The organism is Enterobacter sp. SST3, from assembly GCF_000286655.1.
GTDB classification, from domain to species: domain Bacteria; phylum Pseudomonadota; class Gammaproteobacteria; order Enterobacterales; family Enterobacteriaceae; genus Enterobacter; species Enterobacter roggenkampii.
This window is the reverse complement of record NZ_ALNS01000023.1, coordinates 17469-44417: the sequence shown is the minus strand read 5'-3', so window position 1 is coordinate 44417 and position 26949 is coordinate 17469. Positions and strand designations below refer to the sequence as shown.

Here is a 26949-nt window from a genome sequence, read left to right as displayed (position 1 = left end):
AATGCGGATTGTAGGCCCGGTAAGCGAAGCGCCACCGGGCTTATAAACGACGCCTATCTTGAAGTTTCATCCAGCGCAAACGTCGGCAGCTTCAGGTGCCAGCGTATCGCCGCTAAACGTATCGCCAGCGTCACGATCATCCCGAGCATCGCGGCGTTTTCCAGCGGAATGGCAAAGGTGTAATACGCGGTCGCGTGGACAATGCCGCCCGCAATACAGGCCGTCGCGTAAATTTCAGTACGCAGGATCATCGGCACCTCACGTGCCAGAATGTCGCGAATGATCCCGCCGCCCACGCCGGTTAATACGCCCATGCAGATCGCCACCATCGGACCGGTGCCCGCATTAAACGCCTTATTGACACCAATACCGACAAACACGGCCAGACCGACGGCATCCAGTACCGGCAATATCCATTTTGGTAATCGACGGGGCTGGCGAACCAGCACAATGGTTAACAGACAGGTGACCATCGCGACCACCAGGTCGGTCGGATCTTTCACCCAAAACACCGGGCCATTGGCCAGCGCCATATCGCGGATAGTCCCGCCGCCCACGGCGGTCACCACGCCCAGCACCAGCACGCCAAACGGATCCATGCGTAGTTTTCCGGCGAGCAGGACGCCGGAGATAGCAAAAACGGCTGTGCCAAGAATATCCAGCCAATAAACGAGCATCGTTAAATCCTCGAAAAGGGTCTTATGTTAGTGACTCTCTGCCAGCGCGGCACAGAGCTGTTTTGCGGCGAGGATAATACGCGGGCTGGCGCGTTCAAACCAGTCGCTATTGAGGGGTATTACCGGTATTTTTAGCTGCTTTTGCCAGAATTGCTCGATTTTGGGAATTTCGCTCGCATTTCCGACCACCACGATGGCCTGTGGCTGGCGCGCCAGAACCTGCTCACGGCTTACCTGAGGCCACGGTACCCGGCTGGCTGCAAAGATGTTTTCACCGCCACAGACTTCCAGTACCTGATTCTGAATCGACCCTTTACCGGTGGTGAACAGCGGCTGGCTGCCAAACTGCAGGAAGATGCGCTTTTTAACAGGGGTATCGTATCGGGATTTCAGCGCGGCATAGTCGCTGAGCATCTGTTTCGCTGCAGCCTCGGCTTTTTTGGGCGTAGGGCTATAGGGTGCCAGGGCCTGTAGCGCCTGAGCGACCTGCTCAATGCTGACGGCATCAATCCACATGACCTTGATGCCAAGGGAGGTAAGCTGGTTGACCTGCCGCTCGGCGTTGCCGCCGCGCCAGGCCAGCACGAGATCCGGTTTCAGCGCCACGATGCGCTCAAGGTTCATCCCTTGCCAGGTTGCCACCTGTTCAATGCCCGCAGCCTGTGGGGGATAATCCGAAAAGCTGCTCACGCCAACGGGCGTGATCCCGGCGGCAAACGCCAGTTCGGTATTGGCGGGAGAGAGGGTAATCACACGCGGCGCGGCAAAAAGCCACGCCGGTGCGAGCAGAAGCAGGGCGGCCAGCGCCCTGAGGGGATGTTTAGCCACGTGCCAGGTTCTGCACCAGGCGTTCCACCATCACGGTGGACTGTTTTGCCGCAACGGTCAGGAACTCGTCGAAGCTGATGTGGGACTGCTGATCTGCCACGTCAGAGATGGCGCGAACCACTACAAACGGTACGTTGAAATTATGGCAAACGTGCGCGATCGCGGTCGCTTCCATCTCAACGGCCACCGCCTGAGGGAAGTTATGACGGATTTTCGCCAGGCCAACGGAGCCGTTGATGAACGCATCACCGCTGACAATCAGACCGCGTACCGCGTTGAGGTTGAGCTCCGCAATGCAGGTCTCTGCCGCCGCAATCAGTTTGTCGTCCGCTTTAAACCCTGCCGGGCAGCCCGGAAGCTGGCCGTACTCGTAGCCGAACGCGGTGACGTCCGCATCGTGATAGCGCGCTTCGTCGGAAACAACGATGTCACCCACTTTCAGCGTCGGCGCCAGGCCCCCCGCAGAGCCGGTATTCACGATCACGTCCGGCTTGCAGCGCTCAAGCAGCAGGGTGGCACCCAGCGCCGCAGCGACTTTACCGATGCCTGATTTCAGCAGAGCCACGTCAACACCGTTTAGCTGACCGGTATAGATCTCACAACCCCCCAGAGAGAGGGTCTGACGGTTCTCAATTTTGTCACGCAGAAGCGTAACTTCTTCTTCCATTGCACCAATAATGCCGATTTTCATAGATTTACTCGCGATGTGCCTTGTTAAGATGCATAGTCTATCATGCGGTTAAGGGGAAACGCATTCTCACGCGGGGGAGCACATGTCACCAATCGATTTTCGCACCAAAATTAACTGGCACCGACGTTTCCGTTCGCCGCAGGGCGACAAGAGCGAACATGAGATCCTGCGTATCTTCGAAAGCGATCGCGGGCGGATCATTAACTCGCCCGCCATCCGCCGTCTGCAGCAAAAGACCCAGGTCTTTCCGCTGGAGCGTAACGCCGCGGTGCGCACGCGCTTAACCCACTCCATGGAGGTGCAGCAGGTCGGGCGCTACATCGCCAAAGAGATTTTAAGCCGTCTCAAAGAGCAGCGCTTACTGGAAACCTATGGTCTGGACGAGCTGACGGGGCCTTTTGAGAGCATCGTTGAGATGGCCTGCCTGATGCATGACATCGGCAACCCGCCTTTCGGCCACTTTGGTGAGGCGGCTATCAATGACTGGTTTAAGCAACGGCTTTACCCTTCGGATGCGGTAAGCCAGCCGCTGAGCGACGACCGCTGCATCGTACGCGATTTACGCCTGCGTGAAGGTGAAGAGGGGCTGAACGATCTGCGCCGCAAGGTGCGCCAGGACCTCTGTCACTTTGAGGGTAACGCGCAGGGGATCCGGCTGGTGCATTCCCTGATGCGTATGAACCTGACCTGGGCGCAGGTCGGCTGCATTCTTAAATATACGCGCCCCGCGTGGTGGATGGGGGAGACGCCCGCGTCCCACAGTTATTTAATGAAAAAACCGGGCTATTACCTTTCCGAAGAGGCTTATATTGAACGGTTACGTAAAGAACTTTCATTGACGCCAAACGGCCGTTTTCCATTGACCTGGATTATGGAAGCCGCCGATGATATTTCCTATTGCGTGGCCGATCTGGAAGACGCCGTTGAGAAAAGAATTTTCAGCGTCGAGGAGCTTTATCAGCATCTTTATACGGCCTGGGGCACCCATGAAAAAGGCTCGCTGTTTGCGCAGGTTGTCGAAAATGCCTGGGAAAAATCGCGCTCAAATACATTAAGCCGCAGTACGGAAGACCAGTTCTTTATGTATTTGCGGGTCAATACATTAAATAAGCTGGTGCCGTACGCGGCGTCACGCTTTATTGATAATTTGCCGCTGATTTTCAGCGGGGAATTCAACCACGCCCTGCTGGAAGATGACAGCAGTTTCAGCCAGCTCCTCGAGCTTTATAAACATGTGGCGATGCGGCATGTATTCAGCCATCCGGATGTCGAACAGTTAGAGCTGCAGGGATATAGGGTGATCAGTGGGTTACTGGAAATTTATGCTCCGCTGCTCCAGCTGTCGGTCGACGAATTCAGCGAGCTGGTAGAACACGAGCGCGTGCGCCGTATTCCCATTGAATCACGACTTTATCAAAAACTTTCTACCCGACACCGTCTGGCGTATGTCGAAGCGATTGGCAAGCTGGATCGCCAGTCACCGCAGTGGCCAGTGATGGAATATTATTACCGCTGCCGTCTTATCCAGGACTATATCAGCGGCATGACGGATTTGTATGCCTGGGATGAATATCGCAAGCTGATGGCGGTGGAATAACCCGGAGTTTTGTAAAGACGGCCAATAAATTTTTACCTTTTCCATAAACTTATCGCCGGAACTAAGCGGTATAAAACGAATCTGAGTTACACAGCAATTTTGCGTTACCTGTAAATCGAGATTGAGAAACATGAAAAAAACCACATTAGCAATGAGTGCACTGGCTCTGAGTTTAGGTTTAGCGCTGTCTCCTCTGACTGCTACTGCAGCCGAGACCGCGTCGTCGGCAGCAACCGCGCAGCAGATGCCAAGCCTGGCACCGATGCTCGAAAAAGTGATGCCATCGGTGGTGAGTATTAACGTTGAGGGTAGCACGACCGTCAATACGCCGCGCATGCCGCGTAACTTCCAGCAGTTCTTCGGCGACAACTCGCCGTTCTGCCAGGACGGTTCGCCATTCCAGAGCTCTCCGTTCTGTCAGGGCGGTGGCGCAGGGGATGACAGCCAGGGCGGCGGCCAGCAGCAGAAATTCATGGCGCTTGGCTCGGGGGTAATCATTGATGCAGCGAAAGGCTATGTCGTCACTAACAACCACGTTGTTGATAACGCGAGCAGCATTAAGGTTCAGCTGAGCGATGGCCGTAAGTTTGACGCCAAAGTGGTCGGCAAAGATCCACGCTCCGACATCGCGCTGATCCAGATTCAGGATCCGAAAAACCTGACGGCGATTAAAATTGCCGACTCCGACGCGCTGCGCGTGGGTGACTATACCGTGGCGATCGGTAACCCGTTCGGTCTGGGTGAAACCGTGACCTCGGGTATCGTCTCTGCACTGGGCCGCAGCGGCCTCAATGCCGAAAACTATGAAAACTTCATCCAGACGGATGCGGCGATCAACCGCGGTAACTCCGGCGGCGCGCTGGTGAACCTGAACGGCGAGCTGATCGGTATCAACACCGCGATCCTGGCACCGGACGGCGGCAACATCGGGATCGGCTTTGCTATCCCAAGTAACATGGTGAAAAACCTGACCGCGCAGATGGTGCAGTATGGCCAGGTGAAACGCGGTGAGCTGGGTATCCTGGGTACGGAACTGAACTCCGAACTGGCTAAGGCAATGAAGGTTGACGCCCAGCGCGGGGCATTCGTCAGCCAGGTGATGCCGAACTCCTCTGCCGCTAAAGCGGGCATTAAAGCGGGGGATGTGATCACCTCCCTGAACGGTAAACCGATCAGCAGCTTTGCCGCCCTGCGTGCGGAAGTCGGCTCTATGCCTATCGGCAGCAAAGTGACCCTTGGTCTGCTGCGCGACGGCAAGGCGGTTAACGTCAGCCTGGAGCTGCAGCAGAGCAGCCAGAATCAGGTGGACTCCAGCACCATCTTCAGCGGGATTGAAGGCGCCGAGATGAGCAACAAAGGCGCAGATAAAGGCGTAGTGGTGAATAACGTGAAGGCGAATTCACCGGCAGCCCGTATCGGCCTGAAAAAAGGCGATGTGATCATGGGCGCTAACCAGCAGCCGGTGAAAAACATCGCTGAACTGCGTAAGATCCTCGACAGCAAACCTTCCGTGCTGGCGCTGAATATCCAGCGTGGGGACACCTCTATTTACCTTCTGATGCAGTAATCCTCTGAAGCCCCTGTTCGCAGGGGCTTTCCTCGTTTCTGTGACCTTTCACACAAGTCCACACTTCTTCCTCTCTCTTTGTGCATCTGCACAATGCAGGCGTCGCTGAACTTCCCTATGCTTGAGCTCTGCTCACGGGAGGGTTCTATGGCTGGCTGGCATCTTGATACCAAAATGGCGCAGGATATTGTGGCGCGCACCATGCGCATCATTGATACCAATATCAACGTAATGGATGCCCGCGGGCGCATTATTGGCAGTGGCGATCGCGAGCGTATTGGGGAATTGCACGAAGGCGCGCTGCTGGTGCTCTCCCAGGGGCGCGTGGTTGATATCGACGATGCGGTAGCGAAACACCTGCACGGCGTCCGTCAGGGGATCAATTTACCGCTGCGCCTTGAAGGCGAGATTGTGGGGGTCATCGGCCTCACCGGCGAGCCCGAGTCATTGCGAAAATACGGTGAGCTGGTCTGCATGACGGCGGAGATGATGCTCGAGCAGTCGCGGCTGATGCACCTGCTGGCTCAGGACAGCCGCCTGCGCGAAGAGCTGGTGATGAACCTTATTCAGGCAGAGGAGCATACGCCTGCGCTCAGTGAATGGGCCCAGCGTCTGGGGATCGATCTGAATCAGCCGCGCGTGGTGGCGGTCATTGAGGTCGACAGCGGCCAGCTGGGCGTAGACAGCGCGATGGCCGAGCTGCAGCAGTTGCAAAATGCACTGGCAACGCCGGAGCGCGACAACCTGGTGGCGATCGTCTCTCTGACGGAGATGGTGGTGCTCAAACCGGCGCTCAATGCGTTTGGCCGCTGGGATGCGGACGATCATCGCCGTCGCGTGGAGCAGTTAATTTCCCGTATGAAAGAGAATGGTCAGCTGCGTTTTCGCGTTGCGCTGGGCAACTACTTTACCGGTCCGGGCAGTATCGCCCGCTCCTGGCGAACCGCGCGCACCACCATGATGGTGGGCAAGCAGCGAATGCCGGAAAGCCGCAGCTATTTCTATCAGGACCTGATGCTGCCGGTGCTGCTCGACAGCCTGCGCGGTGGCTGGCAGGCCAATGAGCTGGCGCGGCCACTGGCGCGCCTGAAAGCCATGGACAATAACGGCCTGCTGCGCCGGACGCTGCAGGCGTGGTTCCGTCATAACGTGCAGCCGCTGGCGACGTCAAAAGCGCTGTTTATCCACCGCAATACCCTGGAGTATCGGTTAAATCGAATTTCAGAGCTGACGGGGTTAGATCTGGGAAATTTCGACGACAGGCTGCTGCTGTATGTGGCGCTGCAGTTGGATGAACAGAGATGATGCTGTTTGCCGGGTGGCGGCTTCGCCTTACCCGGCCTACATGCGTTCGTAGGCCCGGTAAGCGAAGCGCCACCGGGCAATAAAACGGCTTATTTGTTGCGGGTTAACTTCTCAAGATCCGCTTCAATCTCGCTGATCTTATTGGTAACAACGCTTTCAAGGTGACGCAGATCGTCAAGGATCTTGCGCTTGAGATCGACTTCGGTGCGGTCGCGCTGGCAGATCTGATCGAGTTCATCGATCACATAGCGCAGGTTAGGGCTGATTTCCTGTACTTCTTTGTAACCCTGTCCTACGCCGTCAGCAACGACGGTCTTACGCTGGCGTGGATATTTAAACTTCACGCTTTTGGCGAAAAACTCGCCTTTATCCTTGTGAAAATAGATTTTCAAAATATCGTTATTGGCTTCCTGACGGAGGCTGTAACGATCAATTTCATCAGGATTGGTAATGCCCAGACTTTTCAGATTATCGTACATAGCGGTACCCTTGATCTCAACATAACCTTTGAATAATTAACGAAAAAATCTATTTTCGCCACCCTCAGATATAAAAAAAGCGGGGTTGCCCCCGCTTTTTGTTATACCCGATTAATCGATGGTGCGCAGCAATTCGTTGATGCCCACTTTACCGCGCGTTTTCGCATCCACTTTCTTCACGATAACCGCACAGTACAGGCTGTATTTGCCATCTTTTGACGGCAGGTTGCCGGAAACCACCACGGAGCCCGCCGGAACGCGACCGTAATGCACTTCACCGGTTTCACGGTCGTAAATACGGGTGCTCTGGCCGATGTAAACGCCCATGGAGATCACGGAACCTTCTTCCACGATCACGCCTTCCACCACTTCAGAGCGCGCGCCGATGAAGCAGTTATCTTCGATGATGGTTGGGTTAGCCTGCAGTGGCTCCAGAACACCGCCGATGCCCACGCCGCCGGACAGGTGAACGTTTTTACCGATCTGCGCACAGGAACCAACCGTTGCCCAGGTATCCACCATGGTGCCTTCATCAACGTAGGCACCGATGTTCACGTAGGATGGCATCAGCACGGTGTTGCGTGCGATGAAGGCACCCTGACGCACCGCCGCAGGCGGCACCACGCGGAAACCTTCTTTCTGGAAACGCGCTTCGTCGTAGTCAGCGAACTTCATTGGCACTTTATCGAAGTAGCGGCTTTCTGCTCCGTCGATAACCTGGTTATCGTTGATGCGGAAAGAGAGCAGCACCGCTTTCTTCAGCCATTGATGAGTGACCCACTGACCGTCGATTTTTTCTGCCACGCGCAGTGCGCCGGAATCCAGCAGGGAAATCACCTGGTTTACCGCTTCACGGGTCACGGTATCCACATTTGCCGGGGTAATCTCGGCGCGACGCTCAAAAGCGGACTCAATAACGTTCTGTAACTGCTGCATTGTTTACTCTTTCCATTTCACTAAAAAACATATCACCCTTTATCGTTTGGATTGAGGGCTGCTGTCAACCGTTGTTGCACTTCAAGCTGCAGGTCATTATTAAGGGCACGCCGGTCGGCGGTGGCGATTATAAATAAATCTTCTACTCGTTCGCCAATCGTTGTAATTCGGGCCCCATGAAGCGAAATTCCCAGATCGGCAAAAACCTGGCCGACGCGGGCGAGCAGCCCTGGCTGGTCGAGCGCGATCAGCTCCAGGAACGATTTACGATCGGTGTGGGTCGGCAGGAAATTGACCTCGGTATCCACGGTAAAGTGGCGCAATTTTGCCGGCTGGCGACGCGGCTGCGGGGGCTGCCAGCTGCGCTGGGTAATCGCCTGCTCCAGACCAAAACGTATCCCTTCATGCCTGTCCGACGACAGCGGGCTGCCGTCCGGCTCCAGCACGATAAACGTGTCCATGGCCATGCCGTCGCGGGTGGTGAAAATCTGCGCGTCATGCACGCTCAGGTTACGCCTGTCCAGCTCGGCGCAGACGGCAGCAAACAGATAAGGCCGGTCCGGGCTCCAGATGAAAATCTCCGTTCCGCCGCGCGTGGCCTGCGGGCTTAGCAGGATCATCGGCTGGGACAGATCGTGCTTGAGCAGATGCCGCGCGTGCCACGCCAGCTGGTTTGGGCTGTGGCGGACAAAATAGTTGGCGCGGCAGCGGGCCCAAATCTGATGTAGCGCCTCTTCATCAATGTTATCCATCCGCAGCAGCGCCAGCGCCTGAAGCTGGTGGTGACGCACGCGCTCGCGCATGTCCGGCGTGTTCTGCATCCCGCGACGCAGCTGTTTTTCGGTGGCGAAGTACAGCTCGCGCAGCAGGCTCTGCTTCCAGCTGTTCCACAGGGTTTCGTTGGTGGCGCAAATATCCGCCACCGTCAGGCAGACCAGATAGCGCAGGCGGTTTTCCGTCTGAACTTCTTCCGCGAACTGCTTAATGACTTCCGGGTCCTGAATGTCCCGACGCTGCGCGGTGACCGACATCAGCAGGTGATGGCGCACCAGCCAGGCCACCAGCTGCGTTTCACGTGAGTTGAGGCCGTGCAGCTCGGCAAATTTCAGCACGTCCTGCGCGCCCAGTACCGAGTGGTCACCGCCGCGGCCTTTGGCGATGTCGTGGAACAGGGCGGCAATCAGGATCAGTTCCGGATGGGTCAGGCGCGGCCACAACTCGACGCACAGCGGGTGGCGGGAGCGCGTCTCTTCTTTGGCAAAGCTCTCCAGCTTGAGCATCACGCGGATGGTGTGTTCATCCACCGTGTAGGCGTGGAACAGGTCGAACTGCATTTGGCCGACAATGTGCGACCACTGCGGCATATAGGCCCACAGCACGCTGTGGCGGTGCATCGGCAGCAGCCCGCGGCTGACGGCGCCCGGGTGGCGGAGCATGCTCAGGAACAGCGAGCGCGCTTCCGGGATGTAACACAAAGGCTGCGTCAGATGGCGGCGCGCGTGGCGCAGATGGCGCAGGGTGGTGGAGTAGATCCCGGTGATGGTGCTGTTGCGCACCATGGTGTAGAACATCCGCAGGATCGCTTCCGGCTCGCGGATAAACAGCGTTTCGTCGCGCAGATCGATAAGTGTGCCGCGCAGCTGGAATTCATCGTCAATCGGGCGAGGCTTTTCGTCGGCAGTCAGGGCCAGAATGGCCTCGTCGAACAGCTGCAACAGCATCTGGTTCAGCTCGGTCACCCGGCGGGTGACGCGGAAGAAATCCTTCATCATCTGCTCAACCGGCTCGTTGCCTTCGCCCTGATAGTTCAGCCGCTGCGCTACGCTGAGCTGACGGTCAAACAGCAGGCGGTTATCGTAGCGGGTGACCTCCAGATGCAGGGCAAAGCGGATGCGCCACAGCAGGTGCAGACACTCGTTGAGCTCGTTACGCTCGGCCTCGGTCAGGAAGCCAAAGCCGACCATCTCGTCCATCGAGGTGGCGCCAAAGTGACGACGGGCGACCCACTGTAACGTGTGGATGTCGCGCAGGCCGCCGGGGCTGCTTTTAATGTCCGGCTCAAGATTATAGCTGGTGCCGTGGTAGCGCTGGTGGCGCTGGTTTTGCTCCTCGACCTTCGCGGCGAAGAACTTTTCTGACGGCCAGAAGCCGTCGCTGAAGATGTGTTTTTGCAGCTCCAGGAACAGCGCGACGTCGCCAATCAGCAGACGGGTTTCAATCAGGTTGGTGGCAACGGTCAGGTCCGATAGCCCTTCCAGCAGACACTCTTCCAGGGTGCGAACGCTGTGGCCGACTTCCAGCTTCACGTCCCAGAGCAGGGTCAGAAGCTCGCCGATTTTTTGCGCCTGTTCGTCCGGCAGCTTTTTGCGGCTTAGGATCAGGAGATCGATATCGGAAAGCGGATGCAGCTCACCGCGGCCATAGCCCCCGACGGCAACCAGCGCGACGTCGCTAACCTGCCCGAAACCGTAGTCGATCCACAGACGCTGCAGGAGCTGGTCGATAAACTCGGTGCGCGCCTCAATGAGCTGCTCGGCAGATACGCCTGCATCGAACGCGCTACCCAGCCAGCGATGGAAAACATCCATATGGGCTTTAATATGCGCGCAGGTCAGCTCGTGCGGCGGCCAGACGCCCGGGTTATCGGGCTGGTCGGGGAGGGTGGGAAGGGCTGTGTTAGCATACTGTTCGGGTAAAAGATTACTCATCGTGCGCCACCCATAAGAAAAAGCTATCGCCATTAAAAAAGCCGGCATTTGCCGGCTTCTTATCACTCAATGTTCGTCAGTATCGCCGGGATGGTGTCATCCTTGCGCAACGTCATAATTTCGCAGCCGTTGTCTGTTACCACAATAGTATGCTCGTACTGGGCAGACAAGCTTCTGTCTTTGGTTTTCACGGTCCAGCCGTCTTTCATGGTGCGGATGCGGTAGTCACCGGCGTTGACCATCGGTTCAATGGTGAAGGTCATGCCCTTTTGCAGCACAACGCCGCCGTCGTCTGCATCGTAGTGCAGAACCTGCGGCTCTTCATGGAAGACGCGGCCAATACCGTGACCGCAGTATTCGCGCACCACGGAGAACCCTTCCGCTTCCACAAATTTCTGAATTGCGGCGCCGATAGTACGCAGGCGAATACCCGGCTTCACCATTTTCAGCGCCAGGTAGAGGCTGTCCTGGGTGACTTTGCACAGGCGCTCGCCCAGGATGGTCGGCTTGCCAACGATGAACATTTTTGAGGTGTCACCGTGGTACTCGTCTTTAATGACGGTCACGTCGATGTTGACGATATCGCCGTCTTTCAGCAGTTTTTCATCGTCAGGAATGCCGTGGCACACCACTTCATTAATAGAGATGCAGACGGATTTTGGGAAACCGTGGTAGCCGAGGCAGGCGGAAACCGCGTGCTGCTCGTTCACGATATAGTCGTTACAGATGCGGTCCAGTTCACCCGTGCTGACGCCCGGCTTCACGAACGGCTCGATCATTTCCAGCACTTCCGCGGCCAGACGACCGGCGACGCGCATCTTTTCAATTTCTTCAGGTGTCTTAATAGAGATAGCCATGTAATCTGTCCATCGGTGTCGATTTTTTCGACAATACTAGTCTAAGTGTCGTCAATGGTATCAGTCAGGCACGCTCCGTGCCAAATTGAGAATCATTAACAGCACACTCCGCCAACAACTGTTGGTTTCTGGTCGTGTTTTGTGGTATAAAGCGCGCCGGACTTCCGATCCATCTCAGATACACAGGCTGGACGGAAGCGACAAATCTCACTTTGTGTAACAACACACACGTATCGGCACATATTCCGGGGTGCCCTTCGGGGTCGGTAATATGGGATACGTGGAGGCATAACCCCAACTTTCAATATAGAGGTTTTAAACATGGCAACTGTTTCCATGCGCGACATGCTCAAGGCTGGTGTTCACTTTGGTCACCAGACCCGTTACTGGAACCCGAAAATGAAGCCTTTCATCTTCGGCGCACGTAACAAAGTTCACATCATCAACCTTGAGAAAACTGTACCAATGTTCAACGAAGCCCTGGCTGAGCTGAACAAGATCTCTTCCCGTAAAGGTAAGATTCTGTTCGTTGGTACTAAGCGCGCTGCAAGCGAAGCTGTGAAAGATGCTGCTAACAGCTGCGACCAGTTCTTCGTGAACCATCGCTGGTTGGGCGGCATGCTGACCAACTGGAAAACTGTTCGTCAGTCCATCAAGCGCCTGAAAGATCTGGAAACCCAGTCTCAGGACGGTACTTTCGACAAGCTGACTAAGAAAGAAGCGCTGATGCGCACTCGTGAACTGGACAAGCTGGAAAACAGCCTGGGCGGTATCAAAGATATGGGCGGCCTGCCAGACGCGCTGTTCGTAATCGATGCAGACCACGAGCACATCGCTATCAAAGAAGCTAACAACCTGGGTATCCCGGTATTCGCTATCGTTGATACCAACTCCGATCCGGACGGTGTTGACTTCGTTATCCCGGGTAACGACGACGCAATCCGTGCTGTTAGCCTGTACCTGAGCGCTGTAGCTGCTACCGTTCGTGAAGGCCGTTCCCAGGATCTGGCTTCTCAGGCGGAAGAAAGCTTCGTAGAAGCTGAATAATAAGGTTTTACCCCTTATTAGTACCGTGTATGAATAGGGGCCCATTACCGGCCCCTTTTTTCAATTTACACTGTTTGGCCCCCGGCCGGGCAGTTCACATCTCCCGAGGATTTAAGAATGGCTGAAATTACCGCATCCCTGGTAAAAGAGCTGCGCGAGCGTACTGGCGCAGGCATGATGGATTGCAAAAAAGCGCTGACTGAAGCGAACGGCGACATCGAGCTGGCAATCGAAAACATGCGTAAATCCGGTGCGATCAAAGCAGCTAAAAAAGCAGGCAACGTTGCTGCTGACGGCGTGATCATCACTAAGATCGACGGCAACTACGGCATCATTCTGGAAGTTAACTGCCAGACTGACTTCGTTGCTAAAGATGGTGGTTTCCAGGCATTTGCTAACAAAGTTCTGGACGCAGCGGTTGCTGGCAAAATCACTGACGTTGAAGTTCTGAAAGCACAGTTCGAAGAAGAGCGTGTTGCGCTGGTTGCTAAAATCGGTGAGAACATCAACATCCGTCGCGTTGCTTCTCTGGAAGGCGACGTTCTGGGCTCTTACCAGCACGGTGCTCGTATCGGTGTTCTGGTTGCGGCTAAAGGCGCTGATGAAGAGCTGGTTAAACAGCTGGCAATGCACATCGCTGCAAGCAAGCCAGAATTCGTTAAGCCAGAAGACGTGTCTGCTGAAGTGGTAGAGAAAGAGTACCAGGTTCAGCTGGACATCGCGATGCAGTCTGGTAAACCAAAAGAAATCGCAGAGAAAATGGTTGAAGGCCGCATGAAGAAATTCACCGGCGAAGTTTCTCTGACTGGCCAGCCATTCGTAATGGACCCAAGCAAATCTGTTGCTCAGCTGCTGAAAGAGCACAACGCTGACGTAACTGGCTTCATCCGCTTCGAAGTGGGCGAAGGCATCGAGAAAGTTGAGACTGACTTCGCAGCAGAAGTTGCTGCAATGTCCAAGCAGTCTTAATGATTGAAAAGGAGCCGCCTGAGGGCGGCTTCTTTTTGTCACCCGTCACATGAAATCAGACAGGCTCCAGTATCGCTGTACTGATTTGCGGCATATCATGTCGCCAGAATTAACCCCCATCTTAATCGTTGACAGTCTCAGGAAAGAAACATGGCTACCAATGCAAAACCCGTGTACAAACGCATTCTGCTTAAGCTGAGTGGCGAAGCGCTGCAGGGATCGGAAGGCTTCGGTATTGACGCAAGCATCCTTGATCGCATGGCACAGGAAATCAAAGAACTGGTCGAACTGGGCATCCAGGTTGGCGTGGTCATTGGCGGTGGCAACCTTTTCCGTGGTGCTGGTCTGGCGAAAGCGGGGATGAACCGCGTTGTGGGCGACCACATGGGTATGCTGGCAACCGTGATGAATGGCCTGGCGATGCGTGATGCGCTCCATCGCGCCTATGTGAACGCCCGCCTGATGTCCGCGATCCCCCTGAATGGCGTATGCGATAATTACAGCTGGGCAGAAGCTATCAGCCTGCTGCGCAACAACCGCGTGGTGATCCTCTCCGCCGGTACGGGTAACCCGTTCTTTACGACCGATTCCGCTGCCTGCCTGCGCGGTATCGAGATCGAAGCTGATGTGGTACTGAAAGCGACCAAAGTCGATGGCGTGTTTACTGCCGACCCGGCAAAAGATCCTTCTGCCACCATGTACGATCAGCTGAGCTACAGCGAAGTGCTGGATAAAGAGCTGAAAGTGATGGATCTTGCCGCCTTCACGCTGGCTCGCGACCACAAATTGCCAATTCGTGTCTTCAACATGAACAAACCTGGCGCACTGCGTCGCGTGGTCATGGGCGAAAAAGAAGGCACTTTGATCACGGAATAATTTCCGTTGACGATAAATACAGGTAAGATTCCGCTTTATTTTGTAGTGGTATCTTACCCGGGCGCGCCTTTGGCGTTGTCATGAATTAAACGCGACTATACTTAGCACACCTGTAGCGCTGTGCTGGCGGATAGTCTGCCTGAGACAAGTTTTCAAGGATTCGTAACGTGATTAACGACATCAGAAAAGATGCTGAAGTACGCATGGAAAAATGCGTAGAAGCGTTCAAAACCCAAATCAGCAAAATCCGTACTGGCCGTGCTTCCCCAAGCCTGCTGGATGGCATCATCGTCGAGTACTACGGTACGCCAACCCCTCTGCGTCAGCTGGCGAGCGTGACGGTAGAAGATACCCGTACGCTGAAAATCAACGTATTCGATCGTTCTATGGGCCCGGCGGTTGAGAAAGCGATCATGGCGTCTGACCTCGGTCTGAACCCAAGCTCTGCGGGTGCTGACATCCGCGTTCCACTGCCACCGCTGACCGAAGAGCGTCGTAAAGACCTGATCAAAGTGGTACGTGGCGAAGCTGAGCAGGGTCGTGTATCCGTGCGTAACGTCCGTCGCGACGCGAATGATAAAGTCAAAGCGCTGCTGAAAGAAAAAGAGATCAGTGAAGATGACGATCGTCGTTCTCAGGACGACATTCAGAAAATGACTGACGCTGCCATCAAGAAAATTGATGCGGCGCTGGCAGATAAAGAAGCGGAACTGATGCAGTTCTGATTTCTGTCGTACACTGATAAACGCCGTTCAGAGGGACTTTGGGTCTTGCTGGCGGCGTTTTGCTTTTATCTGGTCTAACTTTTCGGGCATCTCATGAAGCATTTAACACTCCTTGGCTCAACCGGCTCTATTGGTTGCAGCACTCTCGACGTTGTTCGCCATAATCCTGAACTTTACACCGTGACAGCGCTGGTGGCCGGTAAGAATGTGCAGCGAATGGTTGAGCAGTGCCTGGAGTTTACGCCCCGCTATGCGGTGATGGATGACGAAGAGAGCGCGCGCCTGCTGAAAGCACAGCTGCTTGAGAAGGGCAGTCGAACCGAGGTGCTGAGTGGCCAACAGGCGGCCTGCGAGATGGCGGCGCTGGATGAGGTGGATCAGGTGATGGCGGCCATTGTCGGGGCGGCAGGATTATTGCCGACGCTTGCCGCGATTGATGCCGGTAAGGACGTTCTGCTGGCCAATAAAGAGTCGCTGGTCACCTGCGGACGCCTGTTCATGGAGGCGGTGAAGCAGCGCGGGGCGCGTCTTTTGCCCGTCGACAGCGAGCACAACGCGATTTTTCAGAGTTTACCGCAACCTTTTCAACAGAACCTGGGGTACGCTGACCTGGAGCAGAATGGCGTCGTGTCGATTCTGCTTACCGGGTCTGGTGGCCCGTTCCGTGAAACGCCACTGTCTGAACTGCGTGCGATGACGCCGGATCAGGCGTGCCGTCATCCGAACTGGTCGATGGGGCGTAAAATCTCCGTTGACTCTGCCACCATGATGAACAAAGGTCTGGAATACATTGAAGCGCGCTGGCTGTTTAATGCGTCAGCGAAACAGATGGAAGTACTGATTCACCCGCAATCGGTGATTCATTCGATGGTGCGTTATCAGGATGGCAGCGTGCTGGCGCAGCTGGGCGAGCCGGACATGCGTACGCCGATTGCCCATTCCATGGCGTGGCCGAATCGAGTGAAGTCCGGCGTGAAGCCGCTTGATTTCTGCAAGCTAAGTTCCCTGACGTTCAGTGAACCAGACTATGACCGTTACCCTTGTCTGAAGCTTGCAATGACGGCCTTTGACCAGGGGCAGGCGGCGACAACGGCACTGAACGCAGCCAATGAAATTACCGTTGAAGCATTTCTGAATCAGCAAATTCGTTTTACCGATATTGCGGCGTTAAATTTATCGGTACTGGAGATGATGGATTTGCGCGAACCACAGAGCGTGGAAGAGGTGCTGACGGTGGATGCAGCTGCGCGTAATATTGCGCGCCAACAGGTGACACGTCTCGCAAGCTGGTGATAAAGCAACCACTAGTCGTCGTGCTATTTGTTAGCGTTGGGCTTCAGTGATATAGTCTGCGCCACCTGATCGCAGGTATTTGACTTTACGTGGTCAGGTGAGCCGTGGTTTGACACGGCTTTTTTATGTATCGGCTTCAGTATTCCTGAGTACCGTTAAATCCTTTTCAGGGACAAAAAACGCGTTATGTTGTCTGCGAATCAACCAATAAGCGAAAACTTGCCAGCTCATGGCTGCCGTCATGTAGCAATCATTATGGATGGCAATGGCCGCTGGGCGAAAAGACAAGGGAAGATACGAGCCTTTGGGCATAAAGCTGGGGCGAAATCCGTTCGCCGCGCCGTTTCTTTTGCCGCCAATAACGGCATTGATGCGTTAACGCTCTATGCTTTTAGCAGTGAAAACTGGAATCGACCGCTGCAGGAAGTGACTGCGTTGATGGAATTGTTTGTGTGGGCGCTAGACAGCGAAGTAAAAAGCCTGCACCGCCACAACGTCCGCCTGCGTATCATTGGCGATACCAGTCGTTTTAACTCACGTTTGCAGGAACGGATTCGTAAAGCAGAGGCGCTGACTGAAAATAATACCGGTCTGACGCTGAATATTGCGGCGAATTACGGCGGACGCTGGGATATTATCCAGGGCGTTCGGCATCTCGCCGAACAGGTTCAGGAAGGGCTGTTGAGACCCGACCAAATTGATGAAGAAGCGCTGAGCAAGCAAATCTGCATGAATGAACTGGCACCTGTGGATTTAGTAATTAGGACAGGGGGAGAACATCGCATAAGTAACTTTTTGATATGGCAAATTGCCTATGCCGAACTTTACTTTACAGATGTTCTTTGGCCCGATTTTGATGAACAAGACTTTGAAGGTGCGCTGCATGCCTTTGCCAATCGAGAGCGTCGTTTCGGCGGCACCGAGCCTGGTGGCGACAACGCCTGATGGGGGTAGCTTTTGCTGAAGTATCGCCTGATTTCCGCTTTTGTATTAATACCCATTGTCATTGCGGCGCTGTTTTTACTGCCCCCGGTGGGATTCGCTATTGTTACGCTGGTGGTGTGCATGCTCGCCGCGTGGGAATGGGGACAGTTTAGCGGCTTTACCTCGCGTACGCAGCGAGTATGGCTTGCGGTACTTTGTGGCTTTATCCTGGCCGTAATGCTGTTCACGTTGCCTGAATATCATCATGATATTCATCAGCCTCTGGTGGCTGGTTCCTTGTGGATATCGTTGGCCTGGTGGGTTGCCGCGCTGTTGTTGGTGCTGTTTTATCCCGGCTCCGCGGCGTTGTGGCGTCATTCAAAAGTGCTGCGACTGATTTTTGGTTTGCTCACCATTATTCCTTTTTTCTGGGGTATGGTTGCGCTGCGCGCTTGGCACTACGACGAAAACCACTACAGCGGTGCGATCTGGCTGCTTTATGTGATGATTCTCGTCTGGGGGGCTGACTCCGGGGCCTATATGTTTGGTAAACTGTTTGGCAAACATAAGCTGGCACCGAAGGTTTCTCCGGGCAAAACCTGGCAAGGATTTATCGGCGGTTTGTTTACGGCCGCGATCATCTCCTGGGGCTACGGCGTCTGGGCGAATCTTGAAGTGGCACCATCAATACTGCTGGTGTGCTCGATTTTTGCTGCGCTTGCCTCCGTGCTCGGTGATTTAACCGAAAGTATGTTCAAGCGTGAAGCAGGGATTAAGGACAGTGGACACCTGATTCCAGGGCATGGCGGTATACTGGATCGCATTGATAGCCTGACAGCGGCTGTTCCAGTGTTTGCGTGTTTGCTTTTACTGGTATTCGGGACGATTTAACGGAAGGTTTTATGCTGAGCATTCTCTGGAATCTGGCGGCGTTCATAGTTGCACTGGGTGTACTGATTACCGTGCATGAATTTGGCCATTTCTGGGTTGCTCGCCGCTGTGGCGTGCGCGTAGAGCGGTTTTCCATCGGTTTTGGTAAATCACTCTGGACGCGCACCGACCGCCACGGTACGCAATTTGTCATCGCCCTTATCCCGCTGGGCGGCTACGTCAAAATGCTCGACGAACGCGTCGAGCCTGTCGCGCCTGAACTGCGACACAGCGCATTCAACAATAAAACCGTTGGACAACGCGCCGCCATCATCGCTGCCGGACCGGTAGCCAACTTCATCTTTGCGATTTTCGCTTACTGGCTGGTGTTTATCATCGGCGTCCCTGGCGTGCGTCCGGTAGTAGGTGACATTGCCCCCAACTCCATCGCGGCGAGTGCGCAAATTACATCCGGGATGGAACTTAAAGCGATTGATGGCATCGAAACCCCTGATTGGGATGCCGTGCGACTGCAGCTGGTTGCTAAAATTGGCGATCCGCAGACCACCATCAGCGTATCGCCATTTGGGTCAGACGCCCGTCAGGACAAAGTGCTCGATTTACGTCAATGGCGTTTCGAGCCAGACAAAGAGGATCCCGTCGCTGCGCTGGGCATTCGTCCGCGCGGCGCGCAGATCGAGCCGGTATTAGCCGAAGTACAGGCAAACTCGGCGGCGAGCAAAGCGGGTTTGCAAGCAGGCGACAGGATCGTTAAAGTCGATGGTCAACCATTAACAGAGTGGATGACCTTTGTTACTCTGGTGCGCGATAATCCGGGTACGTCTCTCGCGCTGGAAGTTGAAAGGCAAGGCAGTCCGCTTTCGCTGACGCTGATCCCGGATACGAAGTCGGTCGGCAAGAAGGCAGAAGGGTTTGCAGGCGTTGTGCCAAAAGTGATCCCGCTGCCAGATGAGTACAAGACAATACGCCAGTATGGGCCGTTCAGCGCCATCCTTGAAGCCACGGATAAAACATGGCAACTGATGAAGCTGACGGTCAACATGTTGGGGAAATTGATAACCGGTGATGTGAAACTGAACAACCTCAGTGGGCCAATTTCGATTGCCCAGGGGGCTGGGATGTCAGCGGAATTCGGGGTGATTTACTATCTCATGTTCCTCGCGCTCATTAGCGTGAACCTTGGGATAATCAACCTGTTCCCGCTTCCCGTTTTAGACGGGGGTCATCTGCTGTTTTTAGCGATTGAAAAGCTAAAAGGCGGGCCGGTATCCGAGCGAGTTCAAGACTTTAGTTATCGCATTGGCTCGATTTTGCTGGTGCTGTTAATGGGGCTTGCACTTTTCAATGATTTCTCTCGGTTGTAAGAGAGTTAGTTAGGAAGAACGCATAATAACGATGGCGATGAAAAAGTTGCTCATAGCGTCGCTGCTGTTTAGCAGCGCCACCGTATACGGTGCTGACGGGTTCGTAGTGAAAGACATTCATTTCGAAGGCCTTCAGCGTGTCGCCGTTGGTGCGGCCCTCCTCAGTATGCCTGTGCGCCCCGGCGATACGGTTAATGATGATGATATCAGTAATACCATCCGTGCTCTGTTTGCCACCGGCAACTTCGAGGATGTCCGCGTCCTGCGTGATGGTGATACCCTGCTGGTACAGGTAAAAGAACGTCCAACGATCGCCAGTATCACTTTCTCCGGTAACAAGTCGGTGAAAGATGACATGCTCAAGCAAAACCTTGAAGCATCCGGTGTTCGTGTGGGTGAGTCTCTGGACCGCACAACCCTTTCAGACATTGAAAAAGGTCTGGAAGACTTCTACTACAGCGTCGGTAAATACAGCGCCAGCGTGAAAGCGGTTGTGACTCCGCTGCCGCGTAACCGTGTTGACCTGAAGCTGGTCTTCCAGGAAGGTGTCTCTGCGAAGATTCAGCAGATCAACATTGTGGGTAACCACGCGTTCAGCACTGACGAACTGATCTCCACCTTCCAGCTTCGCGATGAAGTGCCATGGTGGAACGTGGTGGGCGATCGCAAATACCAGAAACAGAAACTGGCGGGCGACCTTGAAACCCTGCGCAGCTACTATCTGGATCGTGGTTACGCGCGTTTCAACATCGACTCGACGCAGGTGAGCCTGACGCCGGACAAGAAAGGCATCTACATTACGATCAACATCACGGAAGGCGATCAGTACAAGCTTTCGGGTGTTGAGGTGAGCGGTAACCTGGCGGGGCATTCTGCTGAAATCGAATCGCTGACCAAAATTCAGCCAGGCGATCTCTATAGCGGATCCAAAGTCACCAAAATGGAAGACAGCATTAAGAAGCTGCTCGGCCGCTATGGTTATGCCTATCCGCGCGTACAGACTCAGCCGGAAATCAATGACGCGGATAAAACCGTTAAGCTGCACGTGAATGTTGACGCGGGTAACCGTTTCTACGTGCGTAAGATCCGCTTCGTCGGTAACGACACCTCCAAAGACTCCGTTCTGCGTCGCGAAATGCGTCAGATGGAAGGCGCATGGTTAGGTAGCGATCTCGTTGATCAGGGTAAAGAGCGTCTGAACCGTCTGGGCTATTTTGAAACGGTTGATACTGATACCCAGCGCGTACCGGGCAGCCCGGATCAGGTTGATGTCGTTTATAAAGTGAAAGAGCGTAACACCGGTAGCTTTAACTTTGGTGTGGGCTACGGTACTGAAAGCGGCGTCAGCTTCCAGGTTGGCGTGCAGCAGGATAACTGGCTGGGTACGGGTTACTCTGTCGGAATTAACGGTACCAAAAACGACTATCAGACCTACTCTGAGTTCTCTGTAACGAACCCATACTTCACCGTTGACGGTGTGAGCCTGGGCGGTCGTATCTTCTATAACGACTTTAAAGCCGACGATGCGGATCTGTCCTCTTACACCAACAAGAGTTACGGTGTGGACGGAACGCTTGGCTTCCCGATTAACGAATACAACACCCTGCGAGCGGGCTTAGGTTACGTGCATAACGACCTGTCCAATATGCAACCGCAGGTGGCCATGTGGCGTTACCTGGACTCTATTGGCCAGTCGGCGAGCAAAAACAGCGATAACAACGGTTTCGCTGCAGATGACTTCACCTTCAACTACGGCTGGACCTATAACCGTCTCGACCGTGGTTACTTCCCAACGGAAGGTTCTCGCGTCAACCTGAACGGTAAAGTTACCGTCCCGGGTTCCGATAACGAGTTCTATAAGGTGACGCTCGATACTGCGTCCTACTTCCCGATCGATGACGATCACAAGTGGGTGGTTCTGGGTCGTACCCGTTGGGGTTATGGTGATGGTTTAGGCGGCAAAGAGATGCCGTTCTATGAAAACTTCTATGCCGGTGGTTCCAGTACCGTTCGTGGCTTCCAGTCCAACAACATTGGTCCGAAAGCGGTTTACTACGGCGGGAACGACAAAGATAACTGCGATAAGTCTTCCTCATCAGAAGTCTGTAGTTCTGATGACGCAGTCGGCGGTAACGCTATGGCCGTGGCGAGCCTGGAGTTCATCACGCCAACGCCGTTTATTAGTGATAAATATGCGAACTCCGTCCGTACATCCTTCTTCTGGGATGCGGGTACGGTGTGGGATACCAACTGGGAGAACACTGCCCAGATGCGTGCAGCTGGCGTTCCTGACTACAGCGATCCGAGCAATATTCGCATGTCTGCCGGTATCGCATTACAATGGATGTCACCGCTGGGGCCGTTGGTCTTCTCTTACGCCCAGCCGTTTAAGAAATATGATGGAGACAAAGCGGAGCAATTCCAGTTTAACATTGGTAAAACCTGGTAATAATCCGCTGCAAAGGAATGCGTTGGCAGTGTAGCGCTGACAACTGGCGATCGGTAATACGGTCGCCTTGCCACGCAAAGAACGGTACCTTCTGGTGCCAATGGGATGGTAAGGAGTTAATTGTGAAAAAGTGGTTATTAGCTGCAGGTCTCGGTTTAGCGATGGCAACTTCTGCTCAGGCAGCAGACAAAATTGCAATCGTCAACATGGGTAATTTGTTCCAGCAGGTTGCACAGAAAACAGGTGTTTCTGCGACGCTGGAAAACGAATTCAAAGGCCGTGCAAGCGAACTGCAGGGTATGGAAAACGATCTTCAGTCCAAAATGCAGCGTCTGCAGCGTGATGGTTCTACCATGAAGGCAAGCGACCGCAGCAAGCTGGAAAAAGACGTAATGGCTCAGCGCCAGGCGTTCTCCCAGAAAGCGCAGGCTTTCGAGCAGGATCGTCAGCGTCGTTCTAACGAAGAACGCGGCAAGCTGGTGACTCGCATTCAGACCGCTGTTAAAGCAGTGGCTGCCGATCAGAGCATCGATCTGGTTGTTGATGCGAACGCCGTTGCTTTCAACAGCAAAGATGTTAAAGACATCACTGCTGACGTTCTGAAACAGGTTAAATAAGTAATGCCTTCAATTCGACTGGCTGATTTAGCTCAGCAGTTGGATGCAGAATTACACGGTGATGGCGATATCGTCATCACCGCTGTTGCGTCCATGCAATCTGCTAAAGCTGGCACGATTACCTTCATGGTAAGCCCTAAGTACCGTGAGCAACTGGCTCAATGCCAGGCGTCAGCTGTTGTTCTGACGCAGGACGATCTTCCATTTGCCACTGTAAGCGCGCTGGTAGTGAAAAACCCCTACCTGACGTATGCCCGCATGGCTCAAATTCTTGATACCACGCCGCAACCGGCCCAGAACATTGCTGCCAGCGCAGCGATTGATGAGACGGCCAGGCTGGGTAACAACGTCGCCGTTGGTGCGAATGCGGTTATCGAATCCGGCGTCGAGCTGGGCGATAACGTCGTCATTGGCCCGGGCTGCTTCGTTGGGAAAAATACGAAAATCGGCGCCGGGACCCGTTTATGGGCGAATGTGTCCGTATACCATGACGTTGAAATTGGCGAAAACTGCCTCGTCCAGTCCAGTACCGTGATTGGTTCTGATGGCTTTGGTTACGCTAACGATCGCGGTAACTGGGTTAAGATCCCGCAGCTTGGTCGCGTTATTATTGGCGATCGCGTGGAGATCGGCGCCTGTACCACCATTGACCGTGGCGCGCTTGACGACACGATCATTGGCAATGGTGTTATCATCGATAACCAGTGCCAGATTGCGCATAACGTTGTGATTGGCGACAATACCGCGGTTGCGGGTGGCGTCATCATGGCGGGCAGCCTGAAAATTGGCCGTTATTGCATGATTGGCGGTGCGAGCGTGATTAATGGCCATATGGAAATCTGCGACAAGGTGACCGTGACGGGAATGGGCATGGTAATGCGTCCTATCACTGAACCTGGCGTCTATTCCTCCGGCATTCCGCTCCAGCCCAACAAGGTATGGCGTAAAACAGCAGCTCTGGTGATGAACATTGATGATATGAGCAAGCGCCTCAAGTCCCTTGAGCGCAAGATCGATCAACAAGACTAAGCGTCATCCGTTTAACGCTATTTTTCCCGGCCTGTCGGCTTTCTAATAAACCGGCAGGCCGTGTTATTATTGTTATCAGTACATTTTGACAGGAAGAGTATTTTGACTACTGACACTCATACTCTGCATATTGAAGAGATTTTAGAACTTCTGCCGCACCGCTACCCGTTTCTGCTGGTAGACCGTGTGCTGGATTTTGAACAAGGTCGTTTTCTGCGCGCAGTGAAAAATGTTTCCGTGAATGAGCCGTTCTTCCAGGGGCACTTCCCTGGTAAACCTATCTTCCCGGGTGTGTTGATTCTGGAAGCGATGGCTCAGGCTACCGGTATTCTGGCGTTTAAAAGCGTCGGTAAACTGGAACCCGGTGAGCTGTATTACTTCGCGGGTATTGACGAAGCGCGCTTTAAGCGCCCTGTCGTACCTGGTGATCAGATGATCATGGAAGTCACTTTTGAAAAAACGCGTCGTGGCCTGACTCGCTTCAAAGGCGTAGCGCTGGTTGACGGTAAAGTTGTTTGCGAAGCGACGATGATGTGTGCTCGTAGCCGGGAGTCCTGATACGTGATTGATAAATCCGCCTTTATTCATCCTACCGCCATTGTGGAAACGGGTGCCATCGTTGGTGCTAACGCCCACATTGGCCCGTTTTGTATTGTTGGACCCCATGTCGAAATTGGTGAGGGTACAGTGCTGAAATCTCACGTTGTGGTGAATGGTCACACGACCATTGGCTGCAATAACGAGATCTATCAGTTCGCCTCCATCGGCGAAGTCAACCAGGATCTGAAATATGCTGGTGAGTCGACCCGTGTGGAAATCGGCGATCGTAACCGTATTCGCGAAAGCGTCACCATTCATCGTGGAACAGTACAGGGTGGTGGGTTGACGAAGGTGGGCAGCGATAACCTGTTTATGGTGAATGCGCATATCGCGCACGACTGTACCGTGGGTGACCGCTGTATCCTTGCCAACAATGCCACGCTGGCAGGACACGTATCAGTTGATGACTTCGCAATTATTGGCGGCATGACCGCAGTCCATCAGTTCTGCATCATTGGTGCGCACGTGATGGTCGGCGGATGCTCCGGTGTGGCGCAGGACGTCCCACCGTATGTGATTGCGCAGGGCAACCATGCCACGCCGTTTGGCGTGAACATCGAAGGCCTCAAGCGTCGTGGTTTTAGTCGCGAAGCGATTACTGCCATCCGCAACGCGTACAAACTGCTGTACCGTAGCGGTAAAACGCTGGAAGAGGCGAAGCCGGAAATTGCCGAACTGGCGAAAAAGCACCCGGAAGTGGACGCGTTCATGGAGTTCTTTGACCGTTCAACAAGGGGTCTGATTCGTTAATGGTCGACAGTCGTCCGCTTACGATAGCCCTGGTCGCCGGAGAAACCTCCGGCGATATTCTTGGTGCCGGTCTCATCCGTGCGCTTAAGGCACGCGTACCCAATGCTCGCTTTGTCGGTGTTGCTGGCCCGCTGATGCAGGCCGAAGGCTGTGAAGCCTGGTATGAAATGGAAGAGCTGGCCGTGATGGGGATCGTTGAGGTGCTGGGACGGTTACGCCGTTTGCTGCACATCCGTGCCGATCTCACCCGCCGCTTTACCGAACTCAAACCCGATGTGTTTGTCGGTATCGATGCACCTGATTTCAACATTACCCTCGAAGGGAATCTGAAAAAGCAGGGCATTAAGACGATTCACTACGTCAGTCCATCCGTCTGGGCGTGGCGACAGAAACGCGTTTTCAAAATCGGACGGTCCACCCACCTGGTGCTGGCTTTCCTGCCTTTCGAAAAAGCGTTTTACGACAGATTTAATGTTCCGTGCCGTTTTATCGGTCATACCATGGCGGATGCGATGCCACTGGATCCGGATAAAAACGCGGCGCGCGACGCGCTGGGCATCCCGCATGATGTGCACTGTCTGGCCTTACTGCCAGGCAGCCGTGGCGCAGAAGTTGAGATGCTGAGCGCCGATTTTCTTAAGACAGCGCAACTTCTTCGCCAGACCTATCCCGATCTTGAAGTGGTCGTGCCGCTGGTGAATGCCAAACGCCGCGAGCAGTTTGAGCGCATCAAAGCTGACGTTGCCCCGGATCTTCACGTCCGTCTTCTGGACGGGCAGGGGCGGGAAGCGATGTATGCGAGCGATGCCGCACTGCTGGCCTCCGGCACGGCGGCGCTGGAGTGTATGCTGGCGAAATGCCCGATGGTGGTCGGTTACCGCATGAAGCCGTTTACCTTCTGGCTGGCAAAACGTCTGGTAAAAACAGATTACGTCTCCCTGCCAAACCTGCTTGCGGGTCGCGAGCTGGTGAAAGAGCTGCTGCAGGATGAATGCCAGCCGCAGGCGCTGGCGGAGGCCCTGCTGCCGCTGCTCGCCAACGGTAAAACCAGCCACCAGATGCACGATACCTTCCGCGAACTGCATCAACTGATCCGCTGTAATGCTGATGAGCAAGCGGCCGATGCGGTGCTGGAGTTAGCAAAATGATGGAATTTGTTTATCCTCACACCCACCTTGTGGCGGGTGTGGACGAAGTGGGTCGTGGTCCGTTAGTGGGAGCCGTGGTGACCGCTGCGGTGATCCTCGATCCGGCTCGGCCGATCGTCGGGCTGAATGACTCAAAAAAATTGTCTGAAAAGCGCCGGCTGGCGCTGTTTAGTGAGATTCAGGAGAAAGCGCTGGCCTGGAGCCTCGGGCGTGCTGAACCGCATGAGATAGACGAGCTGAATATTTTGCATGCCACGATGCTGGCGATGCAGCGTGCGGTGGCGGGGCTGAAAATTTCCCCTGAATATGTCCTGATTGACGGCAACCGCTGTCCGGCATTGCCCATGCCTTCAATGGCAGTGGTCAAAGGCGATAGCCGGGTCGCAGAAATTAGCGCAGCTTCTATTATTGCCAAAGTGACACGCGACGCCGAAATGGCCGCGCTGGACCTCACTTACCCTCAGTATGGTTTCGCCCAGCATAAGGGATATCCCACACCTTTCCACCTGGAGAGGCTGGCTGAACATGGCGCAACCGAACACCATCGGCGCAGTTTTGGCCCGGTAAAACGCGCCCTGGGACGGGTGTCCTGAATCATTACGCAAGCAATTAAGTAACGCGG

The 26949-nt window shown here is 54.5% G+C and carries 25 protein-coding genes; 18 read left to right on the top strand and 7 right to left on the bottom strand.

Annotated elements, in window-relative coordinates; translation table 11 throughout:
• Positions 1-53: 53 nt before the first annotated feature.
• Genes B498_RS08280 through mtnN form a run of 3 tightly spaced genes read right to left on the bottom strand, consistent with a single transcriptional unit; the run spans position 54 to position 2196 of the window.
• The gene (locus B498_RS08280; RefSeq protein WP_008501922.1) at positions 54-677 is read right to left on the bottom strand and encodes a TRIC cation channel family protein; all 624 of its coding nucleotides are present in this window, start codon (positions 675-677) and stop codon (positions 54-56) included.
• A gap of 27 nt (positions 678-704) precedes the next feature.
• Positions 705-1505: a vitamin B12 ABC transporter substrate-binding protein BtuF gene (gene btuF / locus B498_RS08285; RefSeq protein WP_008501921.1), complete on the bottom strand. Its 801-nt coding sequence runs from the start codon at positions 1503-1505 to the stop codon at positions 705-707.
• Positions 1498-2196: a 5'-methylthioadenosine/S-adenosylhomocysteine nucleosidase gene (gene mtnN / locus B498_RS08290; protein ID WP_008501920.1), complete on the bottom strand. Its 699-nt coding sequence runs from the start codon at positions 2194-2196 to the stop codon at positions 1498-1500. Before mtnN ends, btuF begins: the two co-directional genes overlap by 8 nt.
• Positions 2197-2278: 82 nt before the next feature.
• On the opposite strand from mtnN, the gene dgt reads away from it, so the two are divergent.
• The 3 genes from dgt (at position 2279) to cdaR (ending at position 6665) form a co-directional block, all read left to right on the top strand.
• The gene (dgt, locus tag B498_RS08295; RefSeq protein ID WP_008501919.1) at positions 2279-3793 is read left to right on the top strand and encodes a dGTPase; all 1515 of its coding nucleotides are present in this window, start codon (positions 2279-2281) and stop codon (positions 3791-3793) included.
• Between the two features lie 130 nt (positions 3794-3923).
• Positions 3924-5360, top strand: coding sequence for a serine endoprotease DegP (gene degP, locus B498_RS08300; RefSeq protein WP_008501918.1), 1437 nt, complete (start codon positions 3924-3926; stop codon positions 5358-5360).
• Between the two features lie 147 nt (positions 5361-5507).
• Entirely contained in the window at positions 5508-6665 is a 1158-nt protein-coding gene (cdaR, locus tag B498_RS08305) for a DNA-binding transcriptional regulator CdaR (protein ID WP_008501917.1), read from the top strand.
• Between the two features lie 89 nt (positions 6666-6754).
• Here the strand turns inward: cdaR and B498_RS08310 are convergent, their stop codons facing one another.
• From B498_RS08310 to map, 4 genes are all read right to left on the bottom strand, one after another.
• Positions 6755-7144, bottom strand: coding sequence for a DUF3461 family protein (locus B498_RS08310; RefSeq protein ID WP_008501916.1), 390 nt, complete (start codon positions 7142-7144; stop codon positions 6755-6757).
• 111 nt (positions 7145-7255) lie between these two features.
• Entirely contained in the window at positions 7256-8080 is an 825-nt protein-coding gene (dapD, locus tag B498_RS08315; protein WP_008501915.1) for a 2,3,4,5-tetrahydropyridine-2,6-dicarboxylate N-succinyltransferase, read from the bottom strand.
• Positions 8081-8112: 32 nt separating this feature from the next.
• On the bottom strand, positions 8113-10788 hold the full coding sequence (gene glnD, locus B498_RS08320; RefSeq protein WP_008501914.1) for a bifunctional uridylyltransferase/uridylyl-removing protein GlnD: 2676 nt from the start codon (positions 10786-10788) through the stop codon (positions 8113-8115).
• Positions 10789-10850: 62 nt separating this feature from the next.
• Positions 10851-11645, bottom strand: a complete 795-nt coding sequence (gene map / locus B498_RS08325; RefSeq protein ID WP_008501913.1) for a type I methionyl aminopeptidase — start codon at positions 11643-11645, stop codon at positions 10851-10853.
• 321 nt (positions 11646-11966) lie between these two features.
• On the opposite strand from map, the gene rpsB reads away from it, so the two are divergent.
• From rpsB to rnhB, 15 genes are all read left to right on the top strand, one after another.
• Positions 11967-12692, top strand: coding sequence for a 30S ribosomal protein S2 (gene rpsB, locus B498_RS08330; protein WP_003856207.1), 726 nt, complete (start codon positions 11967-11969; stop codon positions 12690-12692).
• 117 nt (positions 12693-12809) lie between these two features.
• Complete coding sequence (gene tsf / locus B498_RS08335; protein ID WP_008501911.1) at positions 12810-13661, top strand: translation elongation factor Ts; 852 nt, start codon at positions 12810-12812, stop codon at positions 13659-13661.
• A 150-nt stretch (positions 13662-13811) separates the two neighbouring features.
• A complete protein-coding gene (gene pyrH / locus B498_RS08340) occupies positions 13812-14537 on the top strand; it encodes a UMP kinase (protein WP_008501910.1) in 726 nt (241 codons plus the stop codon).
• Positions 14538-14704: 167 nt separating this feature from the next.
• Positions 14705-15262, top strand: a complete 558-nt coding sequence (gene frr, locus B498_RS08345; RefSeq protein WP_008501909.1) for a ribosome recycling factor — start codon at positions 14705-14707, stop codon at positions 15260-15262.
• A 93-nt stretch (positions 15263-15355) separates the two neighbouring features.
• Positions 15356-16555: a 1-deoxy-D-xylulose-5-phosphate reductoisomerase gene (ispC, locus tag B498_RS08350; RefSeq protein ID WP_008501908.1), complete on the top strand. Its 1200-nt coding sequence runs from the start codon at positions 15356-15358 to the stop codon at positions 16553-16555.
• A 186-nt stretch (positions 16556-16741) separates the two neighbouring features.
• A complete protein-coding gene (ispU, locus tag B498_RS08355) occupies positions 16742-17500 on the top strand; it encodes a (2E,6E)-farnesyl-diphosphate-specific ditrans,polycis-undecaprenyl-diphosphate synthase (RefSeq protein ID WP_021240487.1) in 759 nt (252 codons plus the stop codon).
• A 12-nt stretch (positions 17501-17512) separates the two neighbouring features.
• On the top strand, positions 17513-18370 hold the full coding sequence (cdsA, locus tag B498_RS08360; protein WP_008501906.1) for a phosphatidate cytidylyltransferase: 858 nt from the start codon (positions 17513-17515) through the stop codon (positions 18368-18370).
• Positions 18371-18381: 11 nt separating this feature from the next.
• Positions 18382-19734 carry a sigma E protease regulator RseP gene (gene rseP / locus B498_RS08365; protein WP_008501905.1) on the top strand — a complete coding sequence of 451 codons (1353 nt, stop codon included), beginning with the start codon at positions 18382-18384 and terminating at the stop codon, positions 19732-19734.
• Positions 19735-19765: 31 nt separating this feature from the next.
• Positions 19766-22183 (top strand): outer membrane protein assembly factor BamA, encoded by a 2418-nt coding sequence (bamA, locus tag B498_RS08370; protein ID WP_008501904.1) that lies wholly within the window; start codon positions 19766-19768, stop codon positions 22181-22183.
• Between the two features lie 122 nt (positions 22184-22305).
• On the top strand, positions 22306-22800 hold the full coding sequence (gene skp, locus B498_RS08375; protein ID WP_008501902.1) for a molecular chaperone Skp: 495 nt from the start codon (positions 22306-22308) through the stop codon (positions 22798-22800).
• A 3-nt stretch (positions 22801-22803) separates the two neighbouring features.
• The gene (gene lpxD, locus B498_RS08380) at positions 22804-23829 is read left to right on the top strand and encodes a UDP-3-O-(3-hydroxymyristoyl)glucosamine N-acyltransferase (protein ID WP_008501901.1); all 1026 of its coding nucleotides are present in this window, start codon (positions 22804-22806) and stop codon (positions 23827-23829) included.
• Positions 23830-23931: 102 nt separating this feature from the next.
• On the top strand, positions 23932-24387 hold the full coding sequence (gene fabZ, locus B498_RS08385) for a 3-hydroxyacyl-ACP dehydratase FabZ (RefSeq protein ID WP_008501900.1): 456 nt from the start codon (positions 23932-23934) through the stop codon (positions 24385-24387).
• Between the two features lie 3 nt (positions 24388-24390).
• Positions 24391-25179 carry an acyl-ACP--UDP-N-acetylglucosamine O-acyltransferase gene (gene lpxA, locus B498_RS08390; RefSeq protein WP_008501899.1) on the top strand — a complete coding sequence of 263 codons (789 nt, stop codon included), beginning with the start codon at positions 24391-24393 and terminating at the stop codon, positions 25177-25179.
• Positions 25179-26327: a lipid-A-disaccharide synthase gene (lpxB, locus tag B498_RS08395; protein ID WP_008501898.1), complete on the top strand. Its 1149-nt coding sequence runs from the start codon at positions 25179-25181 to the stop codon at positions 26325-26327. The genes lpxA and lpxB overlap by 1 nt, the downstream gene beginning before the upstream one ends.
• The gene (rnhB, locus tag B498_RS08400; RefSeq protein ID WP_008501897.1) at positions 26324-26920 is read left to right on the top strand and encodes a ribonuclease HII; all 597 of its coding nucleotides are present in this window, start codon (positions 26324-26326) and stop codon (positions 26918-26920) included. The genes lpxB and rnhB overlap by 4 nt, the downstream gene beginning before the upstream one ends.
• Positions 26921-26949 lie beyond the last annotated feature (29 nt).